The organism is Pseudomonas fluorescens, from assembly GCF_001708445.1.
Lineage (GTDB): Bacteria > Pseudomonadota > Gammaproteobacteria > Pseudomonadales > Pseudomonadaceae > Aquipseudomonas > Aquipseudomonas gorinensis.
This window is the reverse complement of record NZ_CP015637.1, coordinates 3,605,001-3,627,253: the sequence shown is the minus strand read 5'-3', so window position 1 is coordinate 3,627,253 and position 22,253 is coordinate 3,605,001. Positions and strand designations below refer to the sequence as shown.

The 22,253-nt window shown below is 62.2% G+C and carries 22 protein-coding genes; 16 read left to right on the top strand and 6 right to left on the bottom strand.

Going from position 1 to position 22,253, the window contains the following annotated elements; genetic code table 11:
• Positions 1-7: 7 nt before the first annotated feature.
• The 5 genes from A7317_RS15985 (at position 8) to dctM (ending at position 5,359) form a co-directional block, all read left to right on the top strand.
• Complete coding sequence (locus A7317_RS15985) at positions 8-1,204, top strand: CaiB/BaiF CoA transferase family protein (RefSeq protein WP_024075878.1); 1,197 nt, start codon at positions 8-10, stop codon at positions 1,202-1,204.
• 13 nt (positions 1,205-1,217) lie between these two features.
• Complete coding sequence (locus tag A7317_RS15980; RefSeq protein WP_069076296.1) at positions 1,218-2,030, top strand: HpcH/HpaI aldolase/citrate lyase family protein; 813 nt, start codon at positions 1,218-1,220, stop codon at positions 2,028-2,030.
• A gap of 253 nt (positions 2,031-2,283) precedes the next feature.
• On the top strand, positions 2,284-3,267 hold the full coding sequence (locus A7317_RS15975) for a TRAP transporter substrate-binding protein (RefSeq protein ID WP_069076295.1): 984 nt from the start codon (positions 2,284-2,286) through the stop codon (positions 3,265-3,267).
• A gap of 179 nt (positions 3,268-3,446) precedes the next feature.
• Positions 3,447-4,079, top strand: coding sequence for a TRAP transporter small permease (locus A7317_RS15970; protein ID WP_069076294.1), 633 nt, complete (start codon positions 3,447-3,449; stop codon positions 4,077-4,079).
• Positions 4,079-5,359: a C4-dicarboxylate TRAP transporter large permease protein DctM gene (gene dctM / locus A7317_RS15965; RefSeq protein WP_024075874.1), complete on the top strand. Its 1,281-nt coding sequence runs from the start codon at positions 4,079-4,081 to the stop codon at positions 5,357-5,359. Before A7317_RS15970 ends, dctM begins: the two co-directional genes overlap by 1 nt.
• Positions 5,360-5,554: 195 nt before the next feature.
• On the opposite strand, the gene ampC is transcribed toward dctM, so the two are convergent.
• The gene (gene ampC / locus A7317_RS15960; protein ID WP_069076293.1) at positions 5,555-6,709 is read right to left on the bottom strand and encodes a class C beta-lactamase; all 1,155 of its coding nucleotides are present in this window, start codon (positions 6,707-6,709) and stop codon (positions 5,555-5,557) included.
• Positions 6,710-6,836: 127 nt separating this feature from the next.
• On the opposite strand from ampC, the gene A7317_RS15955 reads away from it, so the two are divergent.
• Positions 6,837-7,715 carry a LysR family transcriptional regulator gene (locus tag A7317_RS15955; RefSeq protein WP_024075872.1) on the top strand — a complete coding sequence of 293 codons (879 nt, stop codon included), beginning with the start codon at positions 6,837-6,839 and terminating at the stop codon, positions 7,713-7,715.
• Between the two features lie 74 nt (positions 7,716-7,789).
• Positions 7,790-8,974, top strand: a complete 1,185-nt coding sequence (locus A7317_RS15950) for a DUF2252 family protein (protein WP_069076292.1) — start codon at positions 7,790-7,792, stop codon at positions 8,972-8,974.
• A 608-nt stretch (positions 8,975-9,582) separates the two neighbouring features.
• On the opposite strand, the gene yghX is transcribed toward A7317_RS15950, so the two are convergent.
• Together yghX and A7317_RS15940 are read right to left on the bottom strand one after the other, a co-directional pair.
• Positions 9,583-10,470, bottom strand: coding sequence for a YghX family hydrolase (gene yghX, locus A7317_RS15945; protein WP_024075870.1), 888 nt, complete (start codon positions 10,468-10,470; stop codon positions 9,583-9,585).
• Positions 10,471-10,514: 44 nt separating this feature from the next.
• Positions 10,515-11,009 (bottom strand): PaaI family thioesterase, encoded by a 495-nt coding sequence (locus A7317_RS15940; protein WP_024075869.1) that lies wholly within the window; start codon positions 11,007-11,009, stop codon positions 10,515-10,517.
• Between the two features lie 87 nt (positions 11,010-11,096).
• Here A7317_RS15940 and A7317_RS15935 point away from each other — a divergent pair, with 87 nt between their 5' ends.
• The gene (locus A7317_RS15935) at positions 11,097-11,654 is read left to right on the top strand and encodes a YceI family protein (protein WP_041160956.1); all 558 of its coding nucleotides are present in this window, start codon (positions 11,097-11,099) and stop codon (positions 11,652-11,654) included.
• On the opposite strand, the gene A7317_RS15930 is transcribed toward A7317_RS15935, so the two are convergent.
• The gene (locus A7317_RS15930) at positions 11,651-12,541 is read right to left on the bottom strand and encodes a DMT family transporter (RefSeq protein ID WP_069076291.1); all 891 of its coding nucleotides are present in this window, start codon (positions 12,539-12,541) and stop codon (positions 11,651-11,653) included. The genes A7317_RS15935 and A7317_RS15930 overlap by 4 nt on opposite strands.
• Positions 12,542-12,630: 89 nt before the next feature.
• On the opposite strand from A7317_RS15930, the gene A7317_RS15925 reads away from it, so the two are divergent.
• A complete protein-coding gene (locus tag A7317_RS15925; protein ID WP_069076290.1) occupies positions 12,631-13,956 on the top strand; it encodes a PLP-dependent aminotransferase family protein in 1,326 nt (441 codons plus the stop codon).
• 23 nt (positions 13,957-13,979) lie between these two features.
• On the opposite strand, the gene A7317_RS15920 is transcribed toward A7317_RS15925, so the two are convergent.
• Positions 13,980-14,408: a nuclear transport factor 2 family protein gene (locus tag A7317_RS15920; RefSeq protein ID WP_024075865.1), complete on the bottom strand. Its 429-nt coding sequence runs from the start codon at positions 14,406-14,408 to the stop codon at positions 13,980-13,982.
• 221 nt (positions 14,409-14,629) lie between these two features.
• On the opposite strand from A7317_RS15920, the gene A7317_RS15915 reads away from it, so the two are divergent.
• The 3 genes from A7317_RS15915 to A7317_RS15905 all read left to right on the top strand — a co-directional run bounded on the left by A7317_RS15915 (position 14,630) and on the right by A7317_RS15905 (position 16,819).
• Entirely contained in the window at positions 14,630-15,724 is a 1,095-nt protein-coding gene (locus tag A7317_RS15915; RefSeq protein WP_069076289.1) for an SMP-30/gluconolactonase/LRE family protein, read from the top strand.
• 101 nt (positions 15,725-15,825) lie between these two features.
• Entirely contained in the window at positions 15,826-16,038 is a 213-nt protein-coding gene (locus A7317_RS15910) for a DUF6434 domain-containing protein (RefSeq protein WP_024075863.1), read from the top strand.
• A gap of 43 nt (positions 16,039-16,081) precedes the next feature.
• Positions 16,082-16,819 (top strand): CPBP family intramembrane glutamic endopeptidase, encoded by a 738-nt coding sequence (locus A7317_RS15905; RefSeq protein WP_069076288.1) that lies wholly within the window; start codon positions 16,082-16,084, stop codon positions 16,817-16,819.
• Between the two features lie 215 nt (positions 16,820-17,034).
• Here the strand turns inward: A7317_RS15905 and A7317_RS15900 are convergent, their stop codons facing one another.
• On the bottom strand, positions 17,035-17,895 hold the full coding sequence (locus A7317_RS15900; RefSeq protein WP_069076287.1) for a LysR family transcriptional regulator: 861 nt from the start codon (positions 17,893-17,895) through the stop codon (positions 17,035-17,037).
• 117 nt (positions 17,896-18,012) lie between these two features.
• Between A7317_RS15900 and A7317_RS15895 the strand changes: the two genes are divergently transcribed.
• The 4 genes from A7317_RS15895 (at position 18,013) to A7317_RS15880 (ending at position 22,250) form a co-directional block, all read left to right on the top strand.
• Positions 18,013-19,008 carry an aldo/keto reductase gene (locus A7317_RS15895; RefSeq protein WP_069076286.1) on the top strand — a complete coding sequence of 332 codons (996 nt, stop codon included), beginning with the start codon at positions 18,013-18,015 and terminating at the stop codon, positions 19,006-19,008.
• A 144-nt stretch (positions 19,009-19,152) separates the two neighbouring features.
• Entirely contained in the window at positions 19,153-21,147 is a 1,995-nt protein-coding gene (locus tag A7317_RS15890) for a methyl-accepting chemotaxis protein (protein WP_069076285.1), read from the top strand.
• Between the two features lie 90 nt (positions 21,148-21,237).
• Positions 21,238-21,693, top strand: a complete 456-nt coding sequence (locus A7317_RS15885) for an SRPBCC family protein (RefSeq protein ID WP_024075733.1) — start codon at positions 21,238-21,240, stop codon at positions 21,691-21,693.
• A 110-nt stretch (positions 21,694-21,803) separates the two neighbouring features.
• The gene (locus A7317_RS15880) at positions 21,804-22,250 is read left to right on the top strand and encodes a DUF411 domain-containing protein (protein WP_024075734.1); all 447 of its coding nucleotides are present in this window, start codon (positions 21,804-21,806) and stop codon (positions 22,248-22,250) included.
• Positions 22,251-22,253: the final 3 nt, after the last annotated feature.

The window sequence follows — 22,253 nt, the reverse complement described above, 5'->3', positions numbered from 1 at the left end:
AACCGTCATGACTGCTAATCAACGACCGCTGGACGGCATTACCGTTGTCAGCCTGGAACACGCGATTGCCGCGCCATTCTGCACCCGTCAACTGGCTGACCTCGGCGCCCGCGTGATCAAGGTCGAACGCCCCGGTGCCGGTGATTTCGCCCGTGGCTACGACGAGCGTGTGCGTGGCCTGGCCTCGCATTTCGTGTGGACCAACCGCTCCAAGGAAAGCCTGACCCTGGACCTCAAGCACGACGAGGCGGGCGACATTCTGCAAAGCCTGCTGGCTGACGCCGATGTGCTGGTGCAGAACCTCGCACCCGGCGCGGCGGCGCGCATGGGGTTGTCGTTCGAGGCGCTGCATGCGCGTTTCCCGCGCCTGATCGTCTGCGATATTTCCGGCTATGGCGAAGGCGGGCCCTACGAGAAAAAGAAAGCCTACGACCTGCTGATCCAGAGCGAGGGCGGCTTCCTGTCGGTGACCGGTGGCCCGGGTGACGACCAGATGGCCAAGGCCGGTTGCTCCATTGCCGACATCGCCGCCGGCATGTACGCCTACAGCGGCATCCTTTCGGCGTTGCTATTGCGTGGCAAGACCGGGCAGGGCAGCCGCATCGACGTGAGCATGCTTGAAAGCCTGGTGGAGTGGATGGGCTACCCGATGTACTACGCCTTTGACGGTGCGCCGCCGCCACCGCGTGCCGGCGCGGCGCATTCGACGATCTACCCGTATGGGCCGTTCCCCACCGGCGACGGCGGCACGGTGATGCTCGGCTTGCAAAACGAGCGCGAATGGGCGGCGTTCTGCGACAAGGTTTTGCTTACCCCGGAACTGGCGACGGATGAGCGCTTCAGCGCCAACTTCAAGCGCTCGGCCAACCGTGAGGTGTTGCGTCAGATCATCGTCGACCGTTTTGCGCAATTGGATGCCGAAGCGCTGATCCAGCGCCTGGAGGCCGCGCAGATCGCCAGCGCCCGCGTCAACGATATGCAGGGCGTGTGGGACCACCCGCAGCTCAAGGCGCGTGACCGCTGGCGTGAAGTCGACAGCCCGGCGGGGCCTTTGCCCTCGCTGCTGCCACCGGCACGCAATGCCGCCTTTACCCCACGAATGGACGCCGTACCCGCACTGGGGCAGCACAGCCAGGGCATTCTCGACCAGCTCGGGTATTCGGGCGATGCCATCGACAGCCTGCGCGCGCGCGGTGTTATCTAACAAGGAAGCCATGATGCCCAAGTCTCTAGCTCGTTCGGCCCTGTTTGTGCCCGGCAGCCGCCCGGAGCGGTTTTCCAAAGCGTTGGCCAGTGGTGCCGACGCGGTGATTGTAGATTTTGAAGACGCGGTGGAAGAACCGCTCAAGCGTCAGGCGCGGGATAACCTTGGGGTGTTTTTGCAGGCACATCCAGAGGCCCAGGTGTGGGTACGTATCAACGCGCCCGAGCACGCCGAGCACGTTGCCGATGTGGCGTTTTGCAAGGCCCATGCAAACGTTGCCGGCGTGCTGCTGCCGAAGGTGGAAAGCGCGGCCCAGGTGGCGGTGGTAGCCGCCACGGGCAAAGGGATCTGGCCGATTATCGAAAGTGCCAAGGGCCTGCTGGCCGTGGCCGAGATCGCCCATGCGCCGCAGGTGCAGCGCTTGTCATTCGGCGGCCTGGACCTGGCGTTGGACCTCAACCTGAGCAGCCATACCCCGGCCGCGCAGTTCGCCCTCGACCAGGCCCGCCTGGCGCTGATCGTGCACTCCCGCGCCGCGGGCCTGGTCGCGCCGCTGGACGGTGTCCACCCGGCCATCGACGACCCCGAGGGCCTGCGCCGCTCGATCCGGCATGCCTATGAAATGGGCTTTGCCGGGGCCTTGTGTATCCACCCCAGACAGGTGGCGGTGATCCATGCCGCCATGGCGCCGAGCGCCGAAGACCTGGCCTGGGCGCAACGGGTGGTGGATGCCGGGGCCCATGGGGCAGGGACTTACCAGATTGATGGGCAGATGGTGGATGCGCCGGTGCTGTTGCGTGCGCAACGGTTGCTTGCACAGTTATAGCTGACGAAACCGAATCAAATGTGGGAGGGGCGGTGCGACGATTCGACTTGCCCCCGATAGCGGTAGGTCCGAGACAAGTGTGCAAGCTGACACACCGCCATCGGGGGCAAGCCCCCTCCCACAGGGGTTCTCCATTTTTTCTTGGGATTGGTGTTCGGCATGGCCGAACGCAGGTATCAAAAATTCGAAATTCACTACACGCGTCATATCAGGCACCTTGCCCTACAACACAACAATAAGAAGGTGATTTTCCATGCTCAAGCTTTCTCGGGCGCTGTTCTGCGCCGCCACCTTGTTTGCCGCGGGCCTGGCCCAGGCGGCCGACCCGATCGTGATCAAGTTCGCCCACGTGGTCGCTGAAAACACCCCCAAGGGCCAGGGCGCTTTGCTGTTCAAGAAGCTCGCCGAAGAACGCTTGCCGGGCAAGGTCAAGGTCGAGGTGTACCCCAACTCGTCGCTGTTCGGTGACGGCAAGGAAATGGAAGCGCTGCTGCTGGGCGACGTGCAGATGCTGGCGCCGTCCCTGGCCAAGTTCGAGCAATACACCAAGCAAGTGCAGATCTATGACCTGCCGTTCCTGTTCAACGACCTGGCCGCCGTCGACCGCTTCCAGGCCGCCCAGGGCAAGCAACTGCTGACTTCGATGCAGGACAAGAACATCCTCGGCCTGGCCTATTGGCACAACGGCCTCAAGCAGCTTTCGGCCAACAAGGCCCTGCATGAACCCAAGGATGCCCGTGGCCTGAAGTTCCGCGTGCAGGCTTCCAGCGTGCTGGAAGAGCAGTTCAAGGCGATCCGCGCCAACCCGCGCAAGATGAGCTTTGCCGAGGTGTACCAGGGCCTGCAGACCGGCACCGTCAACGGTACCGAGAACACCTGGTCCAACTATGAAAGCCAGAAGGTCAACGAAGTGCAGAAGTACTTCACCGAGTCCAACCATGGCTTGATCGACTACATGGTCATCACCAACGCCAAGTTCTGGAACGGCCTGCCACCGGATATTCGCAGCACCCTGGAGCAGATCATGGTCGAGGTCACTGTCGAGGTGAACAAACAGGCCGAAGCGCTGAACCAGTCGGCCAAGCAGAAGATCATCGACGCCAAGACCAGCGAAATCATCGAGCTGACCCCCGCGCAACGCCAGCTGTGGCGCGAAGCCATGCGCCCGGTGTGGCAGAAGTTCGAAGGGGAGATCGGGGCTGATCTGATCAAGGCGGCGGATGCCTCCAACCAGTAATGCCAGGGCGTACCGAGATCCCCTGTGGGAGGGGGCTTGCCCCCGATAGCGGTGTGACGGTTACCTTATCTATATCTGACCCACCGCCATCGGGGACAAGTCGAATCCTCGCACCGCCCCTCCCACATTTCGATCCGGTTTCCACCCTGACATCTCATTTGTTTTCGCGAGGTTTTGCCATGCAAACGCTAAGGCGCGTCTGGGAGCACCTGGAGGAAGGCGTTATTGCCTTCCTGTTGGCCGCCATGACCCTGGTGACATTCGTCTACGTCATGCTCAACAACATCTACACGCTGTTCTTTGCCCTGGCCGACAAGTGGGCCTTCAGCAGCAACGTCTTCAGTGCCCTGGGCGACGCCACCATGACCTGGGCCCAGGACATGACCTGGAGCGTGGCGCTGACCAAGGCCATGTTCGGCTGGCTGATCTTTTTCGGTATTTCCTACGGCGTGCGCACCGCTGGCCATCTCGGCGTGGATGCGCTGGTCAAGCTGACCCCGCGCCCGGTGCAGCGCGTGCTCGGCATGCTCGCGTGCCTCTGCTGCCTGGCCTACGCCGGGCTGTTCATGGTCGCCAGCTACAAGTGGGTCAGCGCGGTAATGACGGCGCATATCGGCGCCGAAGACCTCGACCAGTTCGGCATCGACGTGGGTGACATCGTGGTCATCGTGCCCATCGGTTTTGCCCTGGTGTTTATCCGCTACCTGGAAATTTTCTACCGCATCTTTACCCGCCGTCAGGTGGGGTTGGGGTTGGCCGATGAGGCCGGTGAGGCCAGTAAGTTGGCCGGCAGCCATGAGGAGCGTCACTGATGGCCGTGCTCTGTCTGTTCCTGCTGCTGTTCGTGTTCATGTTCCTGGGCGTGCCGATTGCCATTGCGCTGGGTTTGTCGGGGGCGGTATCGATCCTGATGTTCAGCCCGGACTCGGTCAGCTCCCTGGCGATCAAGCTGTTCGAGACCTCCGACGCCTACACCTTCCTGGCGATTCCATTCTTCCTGTTGTCCGGTGCATTCATGACCACCGGCGGCGTGGCACAGCGGCTGATCGATTTTGCCAACGCCTGTGTCGGGCATATCCGTGGCGGCCTGGCGATTGCGGCGGTACTGGCGTGCATGCTGTTTGCGGCGCTGTCCGGCTCATCCCCGGCGACGGTGGCGGCGGTGGGTTCGATTGCAGTGGCAGGCATGGTGCGTTCGGGTTACCCGAAGGAATTCGGCGCCGGGATCATCTGCAACGCCGGCACCCTGGGCATCCTGATACCGCCGTCGATCGTGATGGTGGTGTACTCGGCGGCCACGGAAACCTCAGTGGGCAAGCTGTTCATGGCCGGGGTGATCCCCGGGCTGCTGCTGGGCCTGATGCTGATGGTCGCGATCTACATCGTCGCGCGCATCAAGAAGCTGCCGGCCCAGCCACGTGCGACCTTGCGCGAATGGCTGAGCTGCGCGCGCCGGGCGTTCTGGGGCCTGCTGTTGCTGGTGATCATCCTCGGTGGCATCTACAGCGGCATGTTCACGCCCACCGAAGCAGCGGCGGTAGCGGCGGTGTATTCGGCGTTCGTGGCGTTGTTCGTCTACAAGGACATGAAGCTGCGCGACTGCCCCAAGGTGCTGCTGGAGTCCGGGCGCCTGGCGATCATGCTGATGTTTATCATCGCCAACGCCATGCTCTTTGCCCACGTACTGACCACCGAGCAGATCCCCCAGGAAATCACGGCGTGGGTGCTGTCCGAGGGCCTTACGCCGATTGGCTTTTTGATCATGGTCAATGTGGTGCTGCTGATCGCCGGCAGCTTCATGGAGCCTTCGGCCATCGTGCTGATCCTGGCGCCGATCTTCTTCCCGATCGCCATGAAGCTGGGCATCGATCCGATTCACCTGGGCATCGTGATGGTGGTCAACATGGAAATCGGCCTGGTGCACCCACCCGTTGGGCTGAACCTGTTCGTGACCTCGGCGGTGACCGGCTTGACGCTGGGGCAGACCATCCGCGCGGCGTTGCCGTGGCTGATGATCCTGTTGGTGTTCCTGATCATGGTCACGTACTTGCCGTTCATCTCGCTGGCCTTGCCGCACTGGCTGGGGATGTAACGCGACTCCACAGGTGATTCACTGTAGGAGCGAGGGGGACGCCTAGTTCTTGCTCGCGAAGAACTCAGGGCCACCACGTTTATCGAGAATGAACGCGTTGCCTGGGCGTTTTTCGCGAGCAAGCTCGCTCCTACAAAGTGCCTTAACTGACTGGCATTGGGGCTTGCCCCTCCCATATTGGTTTTGCGTCCGGCTCTATTGGTCCATCCCACTCAAGATTGCATGGGCAACTTTTACCCGTTCGGCGTTCGGGTAGTTCTTGTTCGCCAATATCACCACGCCCACGCCCTTGCTCGGCACATACGCCACATAGGCGCCAAACCCATTGGTGGAGCCGGTCTTGTTCACCAGGGTGTCGGCGCGGGGCGCTTGTGGTGGGGTCAGCCAGTTGACCTTGTGCGGCTCCATTGCCATGGGGGTGGAGTTGCCGGCAATCAACGCATCGAGCTGGATCGGGTAGGGGTACATTTCCCAGCCGAGGCCCTGGGTCATGCCGTCAACGCTGTAGTAACCCGTGTGAGTGACGGTAATCGCCTGCTGCAGGGTTTTATCCAGGTTCGCCGGGTGCATGTTCACGTCAACGTACTTCAGCAGGTCCGCAGCGCTGGTCTTGATGCCGTAGGCTTCGCTGTCCATGGCGCCGGGACCGACGCGCACGGGTTTGCCGTCTTTGCCATAGCCTTGGGCGTACAGGCTCATCTGGCTCTGGGGCACCTTGACGAAGGTGTGCTTGAGCCCGAGTGCGGGCAACAGGGTTTTCTCCATCGCCTGATCGAACGGCTGCTTCAGGCTCTGCGCCGCCAGGTAGCCGAACAGCCCCAGGCTCGGGTTGGAATACAGGCGCTGGGTGCCGGGGGCGAAGTCGGGTTTCCAGTGCTGGAAGTAGCTGATCATGTGCTGGCTGTTATCCGCCTTGGCGGGGAATTGCAGGGGCAAGCCGCCAGCGGTGTAGGTGCCGAGGTTGAGCACGCTGATGTGGTCGAACGGGCCGCCGCCCAGTGCCGGCAGGTAGTGGCTGGCCGGGTCTGAAAGCGTGAGTGCGCCGGTGGCGACGGCGTAACCGGCCAGGGTGGCGGTGAAGGTTTTGCTCACCGAGCCGACTTCGAACAAGGTATTTTCGCTGACCGGCTGGCGGGTGTCGGTGGCTGCGACGCCGTAGTTAAAGTATTGCGCCTTGCCGTCCCGCACCACACCCACTACCAGGCCTGGAATCGACTGCTGCTGCATCAGCGGTTTGACGTTGGCATCCACCACCGCCTGCAGGTCGGTGGCGGCCAGGCAGTTGCCGGCGGCGATAAAGACCGCGAGGGCCGTGAAATTACGCACGCCAGACAATAAATGTTGGGGCATGATAAGGCTTCCATGAGAATGATCGATTGAATGAAGAGCCTGCGCGGGCGAGGCCAATGTAGGCAGTTCGCCGGTCACGAGCAAACGATGATATCTCGCACCAGCCATTAGAAAATCTGGGGTCAACATGCTCCGTTCCCATTTGCCCCTCAACGCCTTGCGTGCCTTCGAGGCCTCTGCCCGGCATTTGAGCTTTACCCGCGCGGCCATCGAGTTGTGCGTGACCCAGGCGGCGGTCAGCCATCAGGTGAAAAGCCTGGAGGCGCAGCTCAATGTCGCCCTGTTCAAGCGCCTGCCGCGCGGCCTGATGCTGACCCGCGAAGGCGAAACCCTGCTGCCGGTGGTACGCGAGTCGTTCGACCGCATTGCCCATACCTTGGGCCAGTTCGAAGGCGGGCATTACCGTGAGGTGCTCACGGTGGGAGCGGTCGGCACCTTCGCCGTGGGCTGGCTGTTGCCACGCCTGCCGGACTTCCAGAGCCGCTACCCGTTCATCGACCTGCGCCTGTCCACCCACAACAACCGTGTCGACGTGGCCGCCGAAGGTCTCGATTACGCGATCCGCTTCGGCGCCGGGGCCTGGCACGGCACCGACGCTTGCCAGTTGCTCGAAGCACCGCTGAGCGTACTGTGTGTGCCCACGCTTGCCGAGCAATTGCACGCGCCAGCCGACCTGCTGAAGCACACGTTGCTGCGCTCCTACCGCGCCGATGAGTGGAACCTGTGGTTCCAGGCTGCCGGGTTGCCCGCCGATACGCTGGTGCCGCGCAGTATTGTGTTCGACTCGTCGCTGGCCATGATGGAAGCGGCGCTGCAAGGCATCGGCGTGGCGCTGGCACCGGCGCTGATGTTCTCGCGGCAACTGGAGAGTGATGTGATTCGCCAGCCGTTCGACGTCGGCATCAGCACCGGCAGCTATTGGTTGACGCGCTTGCAGTCACGGGCCGAGACCTCGGCGATGCTGGCGTTCAAGGCGTGGTTGCTGGAGGAGGGTGGGCGTGTCTGAGTTAATTTTTGAAACATAATGAAACATTTGCTCGGGGCCGGCGTTCTACCGCTACACCTGCACTGAGTTAATCAATGAAAATCCCGCGTCCCTCCGCCCGTATGCCCCACCTGATCCAACTGCGAAACCTGAAGATGGCACGCTCCGCCCACGCGTATGTGCGCGGCAGTACCGTGCAATTCTACGAATGGCTGCACAGCCAGATGGGCAGGCGCCTGCCTCAAGGCCCGGCGATCTGGATCTGTGGCGACTGCCACGCCGGCAACCTGGGGCCTACCGGTGACAACAAAGGGCGCATCGATATGCATATCCGCGACCTTGACCAGGCCGTGATCGGCAACCCGGCCCACGACCTGGTGCGCCTGGCGCTGTCCCTGGCCACCGCCGCGCGCGGCTCGGACCTGCCGGGGGTGACCACCGCGCGTATGCTCGAAGAAATGATGGTGGGCTACGAACAGGCGTTCAAGGACAAGCCCGATGAGGCACCGCCGCGTCCGTCCCAGGTCAAGGCGGGAATGCGCAGCGCTGTGGAGCGCACCTGGAAAAGCCTGGCCCGCGAGCGTATCGACAACGTGCGACCGACCATCCCGTTGGGCAAGCATTTCTGGTCGCTGTCGCGGGCGGAAAAAAATGCGCTGGAAAGTGTCTGCGCGTCGGATGAAATCCATCAGTTGGTCACTTCCCTCAAGGGCCGCCCCAAGGACGCCAAGGTCGAACTGCTGGATTCGGCGTATTGGGTCAAGGGCTGCAGTTCCCTGGGCCTGTTGCGCTATGCCGTATTGCTGGGGGTGGGCGACAAGGACGATGAGGAATACTGCCTGATCGACATCAAGGAAGCCGTCGGCGCCGCTGCACCACGCGCGGCGCGGGCGAAGATGCCCAGGGATAACGGCCGCCGGGTGGTGGAGGGCGCGCGCCAACTGTCGCCGGGCTTGGGTGAACGCATGGTGGCGACACGGTTTCTGGATCATGGCTTCTTCATCCGCGAACTGCTGCCCCAGGACATGAAGCTGGAACTGGATGAACTGAGTGAACTCGATGCCATGCACGCCGCCGGCTACCTGGCGCGCGTGGTCGGTATCGCCCATGCCCGGCAGATGGACCGGGCGACGCGCAAGGACTGGATGGCGGTGTTGCAGCAAAACCGCTCCAGACAGCTGGATGCGCCGTCCTGGTTATGGACCAGTGTGGTGCAGTTGGTGGGCAGTCATGAGCAGGGCTATCTCAACCATTGCCGCCGGTATGCCTTGGAACACTGATCCGGAATGTGGTGATGCTCCAATGTGGGAGGGGGCTTGCCCCCGATTGCGGTGTGTCAGTCACCATACTTGTGACTGACCCAGCCTCATCGGGGGCAAGCCCCCTCCCACATTTGGATTGCGATCAGGCCAGGTATCGGTGGAACCAGCCCAGTTGGCGCCCTGGTAGATGTACCGAGTGGGTGGGTAGCGATGAGCAGGGCTACCTCAACCATTGCCGCCGGTATGCCTTGGAACACTGATCCGGAATGTGGTGATGCTCCAATGTGGGAGGGGGCTTGCCCCCGATTGCGGTGTGTCAGTCACCATACTTGTGACTGACCCAGCCTCATCGGGGGCAAGCCCCCTCCCACATTTGGATTGCGATCAGGCCAGGTATCCGTGGAACCAGCCCAGTTGGCGCCCTGATAGATGTACCGAGTGGGTGGGTAGCGATGAGCAGGGCTATCTCAACCATTGCCGCCGGTATGCCTTGGAACACTGAACTGGAATGTGGTGATGCTCCAATGTGGGAGGGGGCTTGCCCCCGATTGCGGTGTGTCAGTCACCATACTTATGACTGACCCAACCCCATCGGGGGCAAGCCCCCTCCCACATTTGGATTGCGATCAGGCCAGGTATTTACGGAACCAGCCCAGCGTCCTTTCCCACGCCAGATTCGCCGCTGCCTCGTCATAACGCGGTGTCGAATCGTTATGGAAACCATGGTTGGCGCCCTTGTAGATATACGCTTCATAGGTGGTGCCGGCGGCCTTCAGGGCCTTTTCATACGCCGGCCAACCCTCGTTGATCCGCGTATCCAGCTCGCCGTAATGCAGCATGATCGGCGCCTTGATGCGCGGCACATCCTTGGCTTCCGGTTGGCGGCCGTAGAACGACACCGCCGCGCCCAGCTCCGGGTAGGCCACCGCTGCGGCATTGGCCACGCCGCCGCCATAGCAGAAGCCGGTGATGCCGACCTTGCCGGTGCTGCTGTCGTGGTGCATCAGCCATTCGATGGCGGCGAAGAAGTCGTTCATCAGCTTGGTCGGGTCAACTTTCTGTTGCAGTTCCACGCCTTTTTCATCGTTGCCGGGATAGCCGCCCACCGAGGTCAGGCCGTCTGGCGCGAGGGCGATAAACCCGGCTTTGGCCAGGCGTCGGGCGACGTCTTCGATGTAGGGATTGAGGCCACGGTTTTCGTGGACCACCACCACCGCTGGCAGCTTGCCGGCGGCCTTGGCCGGGCGCACCAGGTAGCCACGCACCGTGCCGTTGCCCTTGGGCGAGGGGTAGGTGATGTAGTCGGCGACGATGTCCGGGTCGGTGAATTTCACCTGTTCGGCCAGGGCATAGTTGGGGCTCAGGGCGGCCAGCAGGGCCGAGGCGGTGAGGCCGCCCAAGGTGAACAGCGCGGCGCGGTCGAGAAATTCGCGGCGGTTGATCTTGCCGTGCGCATAGCCGTCGTAGAGTTCCAGCAATTCGGGGGCAAAGTCTTTCGCGGTGAGACGAGTCATCGGTTCGGTCCTCGATTAGCGGTGCCAGTCAATGTAGACCAGGATCAGCTGTCACGGCCATGGGCGGCGGCGGCCAGTTGGCGTGTATCGACGCGCACGAACAGCGAATCACCGATGGCCGTGAGCACCTCGCCGGCGTACACCTCGCAGACCACACGGCTTTTGCGCCCCACCTCACCCTCGACCCGAGCGCGCAGGATAAGGGGCACGCCCATCGGCGTGGGCTTGATAAATTTGATGCCCAGGTTGCCGGTGACGCAGTCGATGCGCGGCAGGCTGCCGGGTTCGCGCTGTTCGGCGCGGTAGTGGTAAGCCATGGCGGTCCAGTTGGAATGGCAGTCCACCAACATGGCGATCAAGCCGCCGTAGACCAGGTCGGGCCAGCCGCTGTATTTTGCCTCGGGGTGATGTTCGGCGACGACATGGACACCATCGGCATCCCAGCGGCTCTTGATGTGCAAGCCATGGGGGTTACTGCCGCCGCAGCCGTAGCAGATGCCTTCCGGCGCGGTGGTGTCCTGTAGCGAAGGGGCGTGCATGCGGCGTCCTTATTGTTGTGGGTGACTATTCTGTTTAGCAGGACATGCACCTGATGGGAATACATCCATTTTTTTGCGGAGCGTGGCATGAAGCGTCGAATGCTGTCGTTGGCCGTTGTCCTTGGATTTATCGGCTGTGTCCAGGCGGCGGAGTACACGGACGTCAACCGCACCGCCAGCCAGATCAGTTTTACCTATACGCAGTTGGGGCAGCGGGTGTATGGCACCTTCGGCGACTTTGAAGGCACGCTGAGCTTTGACACGCAAAAGCCCGAGACCGGACATGCCTTGCTCAAGATCCAACTGGCGAGTATCGATGCCGGCAGCGCCGATGCGAACAACGAGCTGCAACGGGTCTCGTGGTTCGATACCGCGGCCTATCCGGTGGGCGTGTATGAGTCCACCGGTATCACGGCCCTGGGCGATAACCGCTTCAAAATCAGTGGCAACCTGACGATCAAGGGCACCACGCGTCCGGTGCTGCTCAGCGTGGTGCTCAAGGAGCTGGATGGCATCGGTGTGTTCGACGGGGAGTTCATTCTCAAGCGCGGCGACTTCAAGATCGGCGAAGGTGAGTGGGCCGGGAACAGCGTGGTGTCCGACGATATCAACATCAAGTTCAAGATGGTCGCGCCGCAGCGTTAGCGCGCGAACCGCTTGGCCCCGGCTACGCAGCCGATCACCGCGACCGTCACCAGCAGCATGCCCAGGCTGACCTGTTCATGCAGCACGCCCGCGGCCAGCGCCAGGCCGAAGAACGGTTGCAACAGCTGCAACTGGCCGACCGCGGCAATGCCGCCCTGGGCCAAGCCGCGATACCAGAACACGAAGCCGATCAACATGCTGAACAGCGACACATAGCCCAGGCTCAGCCAGGCCGGCAGGCTGATGCCGCTGAAGCCAGGCGGCGCCATGACCAGGCTCAACGGCACCACCACCGGCAACGACACCACCAGCGCCCAGCAGATCACCTGCCAGCCGCCCAGGCTGCGCGACAATGTGGCGCCTTCGGCATACCCCAGGCCGCACACCAGCACCGCCAACAGCATCAGCACATCACCCGCAGGTGCGGCGCTCAAGCCTTGGGCAAAGGCGTAACCCATCACCAGCACACTGCCGAGGATCGAAAACAGCCAGAACACCGGGCGCGGGCGCTCGCCGCCGCGCAGTACGCCAAACACCGCGGTCGCCAGCGGCAGCAGGCCGATGAAGACGATGGAGTGCGCGGAGGTGACGTATTGCAGCGCCAGCGCAGTGAGCAGGGGAAAGCCGATGACCACGCCGAGGGCGACGATGACCAGGGGCCTCCATTGATGGCGCGCGGGGCGTTTCTCCTTGAACAGCCACAGCAAGGCCAGCCCCAATAGAGCGGCGATGGCGGCGCGGATCATGGTCAGGAACACCGGGTCGAATTCCATCACCGCCAGGCGCGTGGCCGGCAACGAGCCGCTGAAGATCACCACGCCGATAAAACCGTTGATCCAGCCTTGGGTGCTGGCATCCAGGGTGCGCAGGGGGGATGTACGTTCCATGAGAGGCGTCCGAAAAGGATGAGTTGCGTGGGAGGCATCCTAGGGTCGAAGATAAAGACAATCAAAAAATTGTCATGGATACATCGCTTATGCCGCGCGCGCGTTACAAGTCGTTGGTCGATCGCTTCGCCGAGGCCATTCGCTCGGGCAGCATGCCACCCGGCACGCGGCTGCCGACCCACCGCCAACTGGCCGCCGAGCATGGCCTGGCGCTGGTCACCGCCAGCCGGGTATATGCCGAGCTGGAGGCCATGGGCCTGGTCAGTGGCGAGACCGGCCGGGGCACCTTTGTGCGCGAAATCGCGCTGCCGCCGGGGCAGGGCAGCGGGCAGATGAACGTAGCGGCGGGCATGCTCGATCTGAATTTCAACTACCCGTCCTTGCCGGGCCAGGCCGACTTGCTGCGCACCGCATTGCGCCAGTTGGCGCTGTCCGGCGACCTCGAAGCGCTGCTGCGTTACCAGCCCCACGCCGGTCGCCTGCATGAGCGCGCCGCCGTCGCGCGGCATCTGTTGAACCGAGGGCTGACGGTCGAGGCCGAACAGGTGTTGGTGGTCAGCGGTGCCCAGCACGGGTTGGCCGTGACGATGATGGCCTTGCTCAAGCCCGGTGATGTGATCGCTGTCGACGCCTTGACGTATTCGGGGTTCAAAGTACTGGCCGAGACCCTGCACCTGGAGATCGTCGCCATCCCGGTCACGGCCCACGGCCCGGACCTGGACCACCTGCAAGGTTTGTGTCGCAAACGCCCGGTGCGCGCGGTTTACAGCATGCCGACCCTGCATAACCCGTTGGGCTGGGTGATGAGCCTGGCGCAGCGCGAGCAGTTGGTGGCGATTGCCCGTCAGTACAACCTGATGATCATCGAGGACGCGGCCTACGCGTTCCTCGCCGAGGACGTGCCGCTGCCCTTGGCGAGGTTGGCGCCGGAGCGCACGGTCTACGTGGGCGGGTTGTCGAAAAGTGTCGCGACCGGCCTGCGCGTGGGGTTTATCGCCGCCCCTCTGGATTGGGTGAAGGCACTGGAGCGCACCATCATGGCTACCACTTGGAACGTGCCGGGGGTGATGAGTGCGATTGCGGTTGCCTGGCTCGAGGATGGCACGGTGGCGCAACTTGAAGCACAAAAGCGCGAGGATGCGCGGGCGCGGCAAGCCTTGGCGGCGCAGGTACTGAAGGGGGTGGCCTACACCAGCCACCCGTCATCGTATTTCCTGTGGTTGCCCCTGGCGGAAGAGGCCCGCGCCGATCAAGTGGCCATGACCTTGCAGCGCGACGGCATTTCCGTCTCCACCGCCGAGCCCTTCGCCGTTTCGGTCCACGTGCCCCATGCATTGCGCCTGGCCTTGGGTTCGGTGGACATGCCGACGCTGCGCGAGGCGTTGGTGAAGGTGCGCAAGGTGGTGCAGTGGTGAGCCCGATGGCTCACCGCTAGCCATCAGAATTTAAACGCCTGGCGACCGATCAGCAGCCAGTGGCCTTTTTGCTTCTGCCAGATCTGGAAGTTCTCGATTTCGGTCGGCACTTCCTTACCGCTGTTCACCGCCAGGGCCGAGAAGTGGTTGCGCACCAGGGCGGTATCGCCGCTCAAGGTGATGGTCTGCTTCTGCATTTCCAGGGTCTTGAAGCCACTGCGACCGGTCTCGATATCGGCGATGAACTCCTGCTTGTTCTGGATCTTGCCGCTGGAGTGGCCGTAGGTGAGGTTCTCGGCGGTCAGGCTCTGGAGCTGCTTGAGGTCTTTATGCAGCATGGCCTGGGTCAGGTGGTCGACCGCTTGGGCGACGTCTTTGTCGGCGGCAGGGGCAGCGGCCACGTACCCGCTGAACAGGCAGAGAAAACCGATCAGCACTTTGACGTTTTGCATGGGTGTTTCCTTATTGTTGTGGGGAGGTGTACGGGCAACATGTCGCTAGTCATGTTGTCGTACAACATTGCAATAGTCGCAGGGCTTTTGGAAAGTAAAATTTAGACAATTTGCGCATTGGCTTGGGTTGTGGAGGGTTGGCGAGGTTTTCTATCTTGTACGATGTCTCATCACAGGTTAAAACTAGTGTCCCGTCTAACAATAAAATAACGGAGATACCCATGGATTTTCCCCCTTTGCCTGCCCGCACCGACCACAGCCGCCGCGTATTTCTCAAGCGCTCCCTGGCGGTTTCGGCGTCGGTGGCTGTGTTGGGCAATCTGCCCGAGTTAGCGCAAGCGGCGGAGCCGTTGAGCCAGCGTTACCCCGACCCACTGATCAAGGTGCTCGACGACAGTTTCCTCGAGTTGCGCCTGTTCAACGCCAGCGTCGAACGGCTTGCCAGCGGTTTGCGCTGGGCCGAGGGGCCCGTTTGGATCGGCGATGGCCGCTACCTGCTGCTCAGCGATATTCCCAACAACCGCATCGTGCGCTGGGACGAAGTGACCGATAGCCTGTCGGTGTACCGCGACAATGCCAACTTCTCCAACGGCATGTGCCGGGATCGCCAGGGCCGGCTGCTGGTGTGCGAAGGCTCGACCACCTCCCGCGAGGGGCGGCGTATCACCCGCACCGAGCACAACGGCAGCATTACCGTGCTGGCGGACAGTTATGACGGCAAACCTTTCAACTCACCCAACGATATCGTGTGCAAGCGCGATGGCTCGGTGTGGTTCAGCGACCCGCCATTCCAGACCGGCAACAACTACGAAGGGCACAAGATCACACCCACCCAGCCCCATGGGGTCTATCGTATCGACGGCGAAAGCGGCAAGGTCACACGGGTGATCGAGGACCTCAATGGGCCGAACGGGCTGTGCTTTTCGCCGGATGAAAAGACCCTGTACGTGGTGGAGGGGCGGGCCAAGCCCAACCGGCTGATCTGGGCGATCGACGTCAACGCCGACGGCACCCTCGGCGCACGCCGCAAACACATCGAAGGCCTGGATTACGCCGCGCTGGACGGTATCAAGTGCGACGAGAGCGGCAACCTCTGGTGTGGCTGGGGTGGGAATGGCGACCCCAAGGCTGACCTGGAAAAGCTCGATGGCGTGCGCGTATTCAACCCGCAGGGCAAGGCGATCGGGCACATCTCGTTGCCGGAGCGTTGCCCCAACCTGTGCTTTGGCGGCCGCGAAGGCAACCGCCTGTTCATGGCCGGCAGCCATTCGATCTATGCGCTATTCGTCAACACGCGAGACGCCAGTTTCGCCTGACCGGGCGCTGAAAAAACCACTGTGGGCGTCGGTTGAGCGGCGCCCGCAGTGGCATTTTGGCGCTATGCTGCGTGCTCCCGAGGGATCAGAGGCACAGGCAAATGGATTTCAATTGGCACAGCGACCCCATCACCCGTAGCACCCCCGTCACCCCACGCTATAAAAACACTCAGAACGTGCGCCGTTTCATGCTCGAACACTGCGGCCCTGGGTTCAGGTTCGATCGGCCGTTCATGGCCTGGATCCGCAACGAGCAGCCTAAGACCCTGGGCGATGTCGTGGATGAATGGCAGCGTCGCCACAAGGGGGCATGACCATGGATCGAACTGACGGCCGTCACCCACGATTGAACCGCCGATGATCGCCCAAGGTATGGCGGTATTGCTCCACTACACCGCTTACGTGGCGCCGGGCGTGCTGCTGCTCGGCCTGTGGTTCGTGCTGACGCCCAGGTCATTGCCGGCGATGCGTATCCTGATTCTGCTGGTGGCCTTTGTGCTGATGCGCGATGTCATGACGCCGCTGGGGCTGTGGGCGCTCAGTGACGCCGTGCAGATTGCGTTCACGGCCAATACGTTTGTGCTGGCGGCGCTGGGTGGTCTGTCGCTGCTGCTGATTGCGCTGCTTGCCCAAATGGCGCCGGAATGGTCGCGGTGGGTTGTCTGGTCCAGGGGGCATCGGGCGCTGGGCCTTGCGGTGGGGCTTGTCGTGGGCTGCCTGATCGGAGTGCCGTTGCGGCTGTATCAGGGCATCGAGGCGCATGGGATCCCTGGCTACTGGGTATGGCTGCCGGGCATGGTGGTGTTGGCTTATGGCGCCAACGCCTTGGAAGAAGTGCTGTTTCGCGGTTATTTGCAGGGGTATCTCGAGCAGCAACTGACGCCATTACGGGCGGCCTTGATCAGTGGCGTGGCCTTTGCGGCCTGCCATGCATTCCTGGCCCTGAGCGTCACTCAGTTGGGCTGGCCGGTGTTGCTGTTTACTCTGATCGAAGGGCTGGCCTGTGCGTTGGTGCGCATGCGTTACGGCGTGTTGGCGGCGATATTGACCCATGGCACGGCGATCCTGTTGATTGCGGTGCCGCTCACGGTGTGATGTGAGCGGTGATCAAGCTTGTGTGGGGCGCTAAATCTGTGATTCAGCGTGCAAAGCGAGTGGACTTTTGTGGCGAGCGGTCTTGCTCTAATGACATTCAGTTAAGCGTACATTGCCTTCTGTAGGAGCGAGCTTGCTCGCGAAAAACGTCAACGATAACGCGTGTTGCCTGAATGAACGCGGCGCCTGTGAGTTCTTCGCGAGCAAGCTCGCTCCTACAACCCCCGCACCCGCCGTGATAACTGGCGGTGCGGCGGGTACAGCGCCGTCAGGGCCATTGTCGGGACTGGCAGGTGTGGCAGCACTTCCACCAGCGTCCCCCGGGCCAGTTGCTGCATCGCATGATAATGGGGGGCCTGGATCAACCCGTATCCGGCTTCGCAAGCAGAGAAATAGCCGTCTGAACTGTTCACCGCGACAGTCTTGGCCAGGTTGACGCTCCGCAACTCGTTCGCTAATGCGAATTCCAGCCCGAAGCGTTTGCCGCTGGCGCTGGACACATACTCAACCATCTGATGCCGGGCCAGGTCGTCCAGGGTTTGGGGCACCCCCATACGCTCCAGGTACCCGGGGCTGGCCAAGGTCAGTTGGTCCATCATTGCCAGCGGCCTGGCCACCAGTGATTCGTCCAGGGCCGGGCCACCGCGCAGCACGCAATCCACACCTTCACGGATCAGGTCCACCGGGCGGTCATTAAGGCTGATCTCCAGTTCAATCTGCGGGTAACGCGAGGTGAACGTCGGCAACGCGGGGATCACGATAAGGCGCCCGATACCCGACGGCATATCAATGCTCAGGGTGCCGCGCGGGTTCTGGCTGCGGGTAGAAAACACCGCTTCGGTTTCCTCCAGGTCTGTCAGCAATTGCACGCAACGCTGGTAATACGCCGTGCCATCCAGGGTCGGACTGACCTGACGCGTCGTGCGCTGCAACAACTGCACGCCCAGGTGTGCTTCCAGTTGCTTGATCAGGATCGTCACCGACGCGCGTGGCAGTTGCAGGCTGTCGGCCGCCTTGGCGAACCCGCCCAACTCGACAATCCGGGTAAACACGCGCATTGCGTTGAAACGGTCCAAATCTCGCCACCTCTATGGATTATTTAGATTTTACGAATAGTGATAGTGCTTTTAGCCGGTTTATCCCGGTTTTGTCGAGGGTAACAATAGGCGCCTACCTCAACAGGAGCTGCACCCATGCACACTCGTCAACTCGGTAAAAACGGCCCACGTGTTTCCGCCATCGGCCTCGGCTGCATGGGCATGACCGACTTCTACACCCCCGACACCGATACCACCGAGGCCACGGCCACCCTGCATCGCGCGCTGGAACTGGGGGTCAACTTCCTCGACACCGCCGACATGTACGGCCCGCACACCAATGAACAACTGATCGGCCAGGCGATTGCCGGCAAACGCGAGCAAGTGTTCCTGGCGAGCAAATTCGGCATCGTGCGCGACCCGGCGAACCCGGCGCGGCGCGGCGTCAATGGGCGTCCCGAGTACATCCGCGAGGCCATCGACGGCACGTTGCGGCGGCTGAGCATAGAGACACTGGACCTGTATTACCAGCACCGCATTGACCCTGAGGTCGCCATCGAAGAAACCGTCGGCGCCATGGCCGAACTGGTCAAGCAAGGCAAGGTGCGTTACCTGGGCCTGAGCGAAGCGTCCGCCGCCACCTTGGAACGCGCCCACAAGGTGCACCCGATCAGCGCGCTGCAAAGCGAATATTCCTTGTGGAGCCGCGACCAGGAAGACAACGGCTGCCTGGCCGCCTGCCAACGCCTGGGCATTGCCTTCGTGCCCTACAGTCCGTTGGGCCGGGGCTTTCTCACCGGCGCCCTGCAAAGCCCGAACGATTTCGGCGCCGATGACTATCGCCGTCTCAGCCCACGTTTCCAGGGCGATAACTTTGCGAAAAACCTGCAACTGGTGAAACAGGTACAACGCCTGGCGGCTGACAAAGGCGTCACCGCCGGGCAATTGGCTTTGGCCTGGGTGCTCGCGCAAGGTGACTTCATCATCCCAATCCCCGGGACCAAGCAGCGCAGGTACCTGGAACAGAACGTAGCGGCTGTATCGATCACCCTCACCCCGGCCGAACTGGCGGCGTTGGACGCCATCTTCCCTGCCGACGCCACAGCTGGCCTGCGCTACCCCAAGGAAGTCATGGCAATGCTGGATATCTGACGAGCCCTGCCAGGGAGCCCCTTTATCAAGGGGCTCCCACTTCCTTGCACCCTCGTACCTAAAGCTATTGCGCGCCAAGCCGATAGCCCTACGAAGCTCTAACAAAGCCGCGTCGACAATAAACGCTTCGTAAGGACGACCCCCATGCCCCCACTGCGCTCTATCCAAGCTCGCTACACCGTGTTCCTGGTGCTGTTCGTCCTGATGCTATTGGTGTTGACCGTCGTGGGCATTGGCCAATTGGTCGCGCCCACCCTGCGCCAGACTGAAGAGCAGGTCGTACTCAATCGCATCGCCGAGGTTGCGGTACAGATCCAGGGCGAGTTGAACAAAGTCCAGGCCCAGCAACGCACCATCACCCAAACCATCCCCCTGCTCGACAGCGATGCCATCGACAAGGTCCTGCCAGGCCTGGTGGACCAGTATGGCGAGCTGAAAGTGTTCGGCGGTGGTATCTGGCCGCTGCCCAACCAGCGCACGCCCGGGCGCAACAAGCACAGCACCTTCTGGCACCGTGATGCGTCGGGCAAGCTGGCCGTGAACACCTTCTGGAACAGCGACCCGGCGCCCAACTACTACGACCAGAGCTGGTACAAGGGCGGCCTCGCCGCGCCACGCGGGCAATGTGCCTGGGCCGCGGCCTACAAGGACGACGCCAGCCAGGAGCCGCGCACCAACTGCGCCATGGCCATCCAGCGTGATGGCGCGGCGTATGGCGTTGCCACTATCGACGTGACCCTGGGTTTCTTCAACGACCTGGTGGCGAGCAAGGAAAAAGACATCGGCGGGCAAATGCTGATCGTCGAAGGCGACGGCAAGATCATCAGCAACAGCACACGTATCAACAGCCCGGTGGTGCTGAAGAACATCAGCGAACTGAGCGGCACCTCGGCGTTCGCCGCCATGATCAGCAAAGCCCTTGGCCAGCGTGACCAGAAGTTGCAACGCAGCGAGTTCGACAACCAGGGCGTGGCCAGCACCTTCTACATGCGCCCGATCGAAGGCACGCCATGGTTCCTCGCGACCGCCCTGCCCACCTCGCTGATCACCGCCCAGCGCGATGACGTGCTCGGCACCCTGGCGCTGCTGCAAATTCCCATGGTACTGCTGCTGGTGCTGCTGGCGGCCTATGCGATTCGCCAGTTGGTCCAGCGCATGAAAACGCTGAAAAGCAACATCGACGCACTCTCCGCCGGCGACGCCGACCTCACGCGACGCATCACCATCCGCGCCGAAGACGAACTCGGCGCCATCGGCCACTCGGTCAACCGCTTTATCGTCTACCTGCAAAACATGATCGGCGAAGTGACCCTGGCCACCGGGGCCATGTCGTCTGGCCTGGCGCAATTGCAGCAAACCTCGGCGCAGACCAACAGTATCCTGGTGCGGCATGCCTCGGAGACCGACCAGACCGTCACCGCGATCACCGAAATGAGCTCCACCGCCGACACGGTGGCGCACAACGCCGCCGAAACCGCTGCATTCACCCAGCGCGCCAATGAGCACGCCGACCGCTCCCGTGTGGTCGTGGGTGAAGCCTCTACCAGCGTCAGTGCGTTGATCGGTGAAGTCGCCAGTGCCACCCACACCGTGGAAAACATGCGCCAGGACGCCGCGCGCATCACTGAAACCCTCGGGGTCATTGGCGCGATTGCCGGCCAGACCAACCTGCTGGCACTCAACGCGGCGATCGAAGCCGCGCGTGCCGGCGAGCAAGGCCGTGGGTTTGCGGTGGTGGCGGACGAAGTGCGTGCGCTGGCGGCGCGGACCCAGGCCAGCACCTCGCAGATCAATGAGATGCTCGCGCGCCTGACCACGGGCGTGAGTTCGTCCGTGGCGGCCATGGAAAACACCCAGGCCAGCTGCCAGTCGGCGGCGGACGCTACCGCACGGGTGAACAGCGGCCTGGATGAGATGGCTGGCTCGGTCAGCCATATCAACAACCTCAGTACCCAGATCGCCACGGCCGCCGAGCAACAGAGCGCAGTGACCGAAGAGATCAACCGCAGCATGGTGCAGATCCGACATATGGTCGAAGAGCTGGTACAAAGCGGCCATGCCACTGAAACCAATACACAAAGCCTGCTGGATGCGAACGGTCGGGTGATTGCGTTGATGAGCCGATTCAAGGTGCGCTGATAAATGGATGAAACACTCCCGTGCAATACGCGGGAGTGGGACTATTCTGACAGCTCACGGTGCATAGTTTCGCCACACAGGAGGTGTGCCATGCGCGCTGAGCAGTCGATTCGCCTGGAGCGGATCAGTCAGGAACGTTTTATCCAGGCCCCTATCGACGCCGTCTATGACTATGTGACCCAACCGGATCGATGGCACGAATGGCACCCCACCTCCCTTGGTGCCGAGACCGGCACCAGCGGCTCACTCCCCGCCGGCGCGCGTTTCACCGAGGTCATCGACCTGCTGGGTGTACGGGTTCCCATGAGTTATCGCGTGCAGATCGCGCACAAGCCTGGGGAGTTCAAGACCGTGTTCACCTCCCTGGCTGTCGACGGCTCCCTACACTACGTCTTGCAACCCTATAACGGCGGCACGCTGTTCAAGCGCGTGTTGACCTATGAGACGGAGTTGCAACTGGCGAGCTTGCATGAACGCATGATCGAGCTGTCCACGATCGCGCTGGACCAGCTCAAGCACCGGCTGGAAAATCCCGACTTCGTATAATTTTGAAACATTACCACTGGCGTCGCGCACCGGCGGCGCTGGCTTGCCCGCGATGACGTGGTCATGATCGCCACCATCCCAATGGCCACCTCCTGCTGACGAGACCTTCCATGAAAACCCCTTTGCGCCTGGCCCTGCTGTCAGCCCTGTTCACCACCGCCCTGGCCCAAGCCGCCGACTTGATACCCATCGACGTACACCGCGACGCTAATTGCGGCTGCTGCAAAAAATGGATCAGCCACCTGGAAAATAACGGTTTCAAGGTCAATGACCACGTCGAAACCAACATGAGCGCGGTCAAGCAACGCCTGGGCGTCGCCCCGCGCCTGGGTTCCTGCCATACCGCGGTCATCGACGGCAAATTCGTCGAGGGTCATGTCCCCGCCGAACAGGTGTTGGCGTTGCGCAAGCGCGACGACCTGCTGGGCATCGCCGCACCGGGCATGCCCATGGGGTCGCCGGGGATGGAAGTGGACGGTCAAGCCGAGGCCTATCAGGTCATTGGCCTGACGCGTGACGGCCAGGATGTCGTGGTCGCCGAGTACCCGGCGCACTGATCG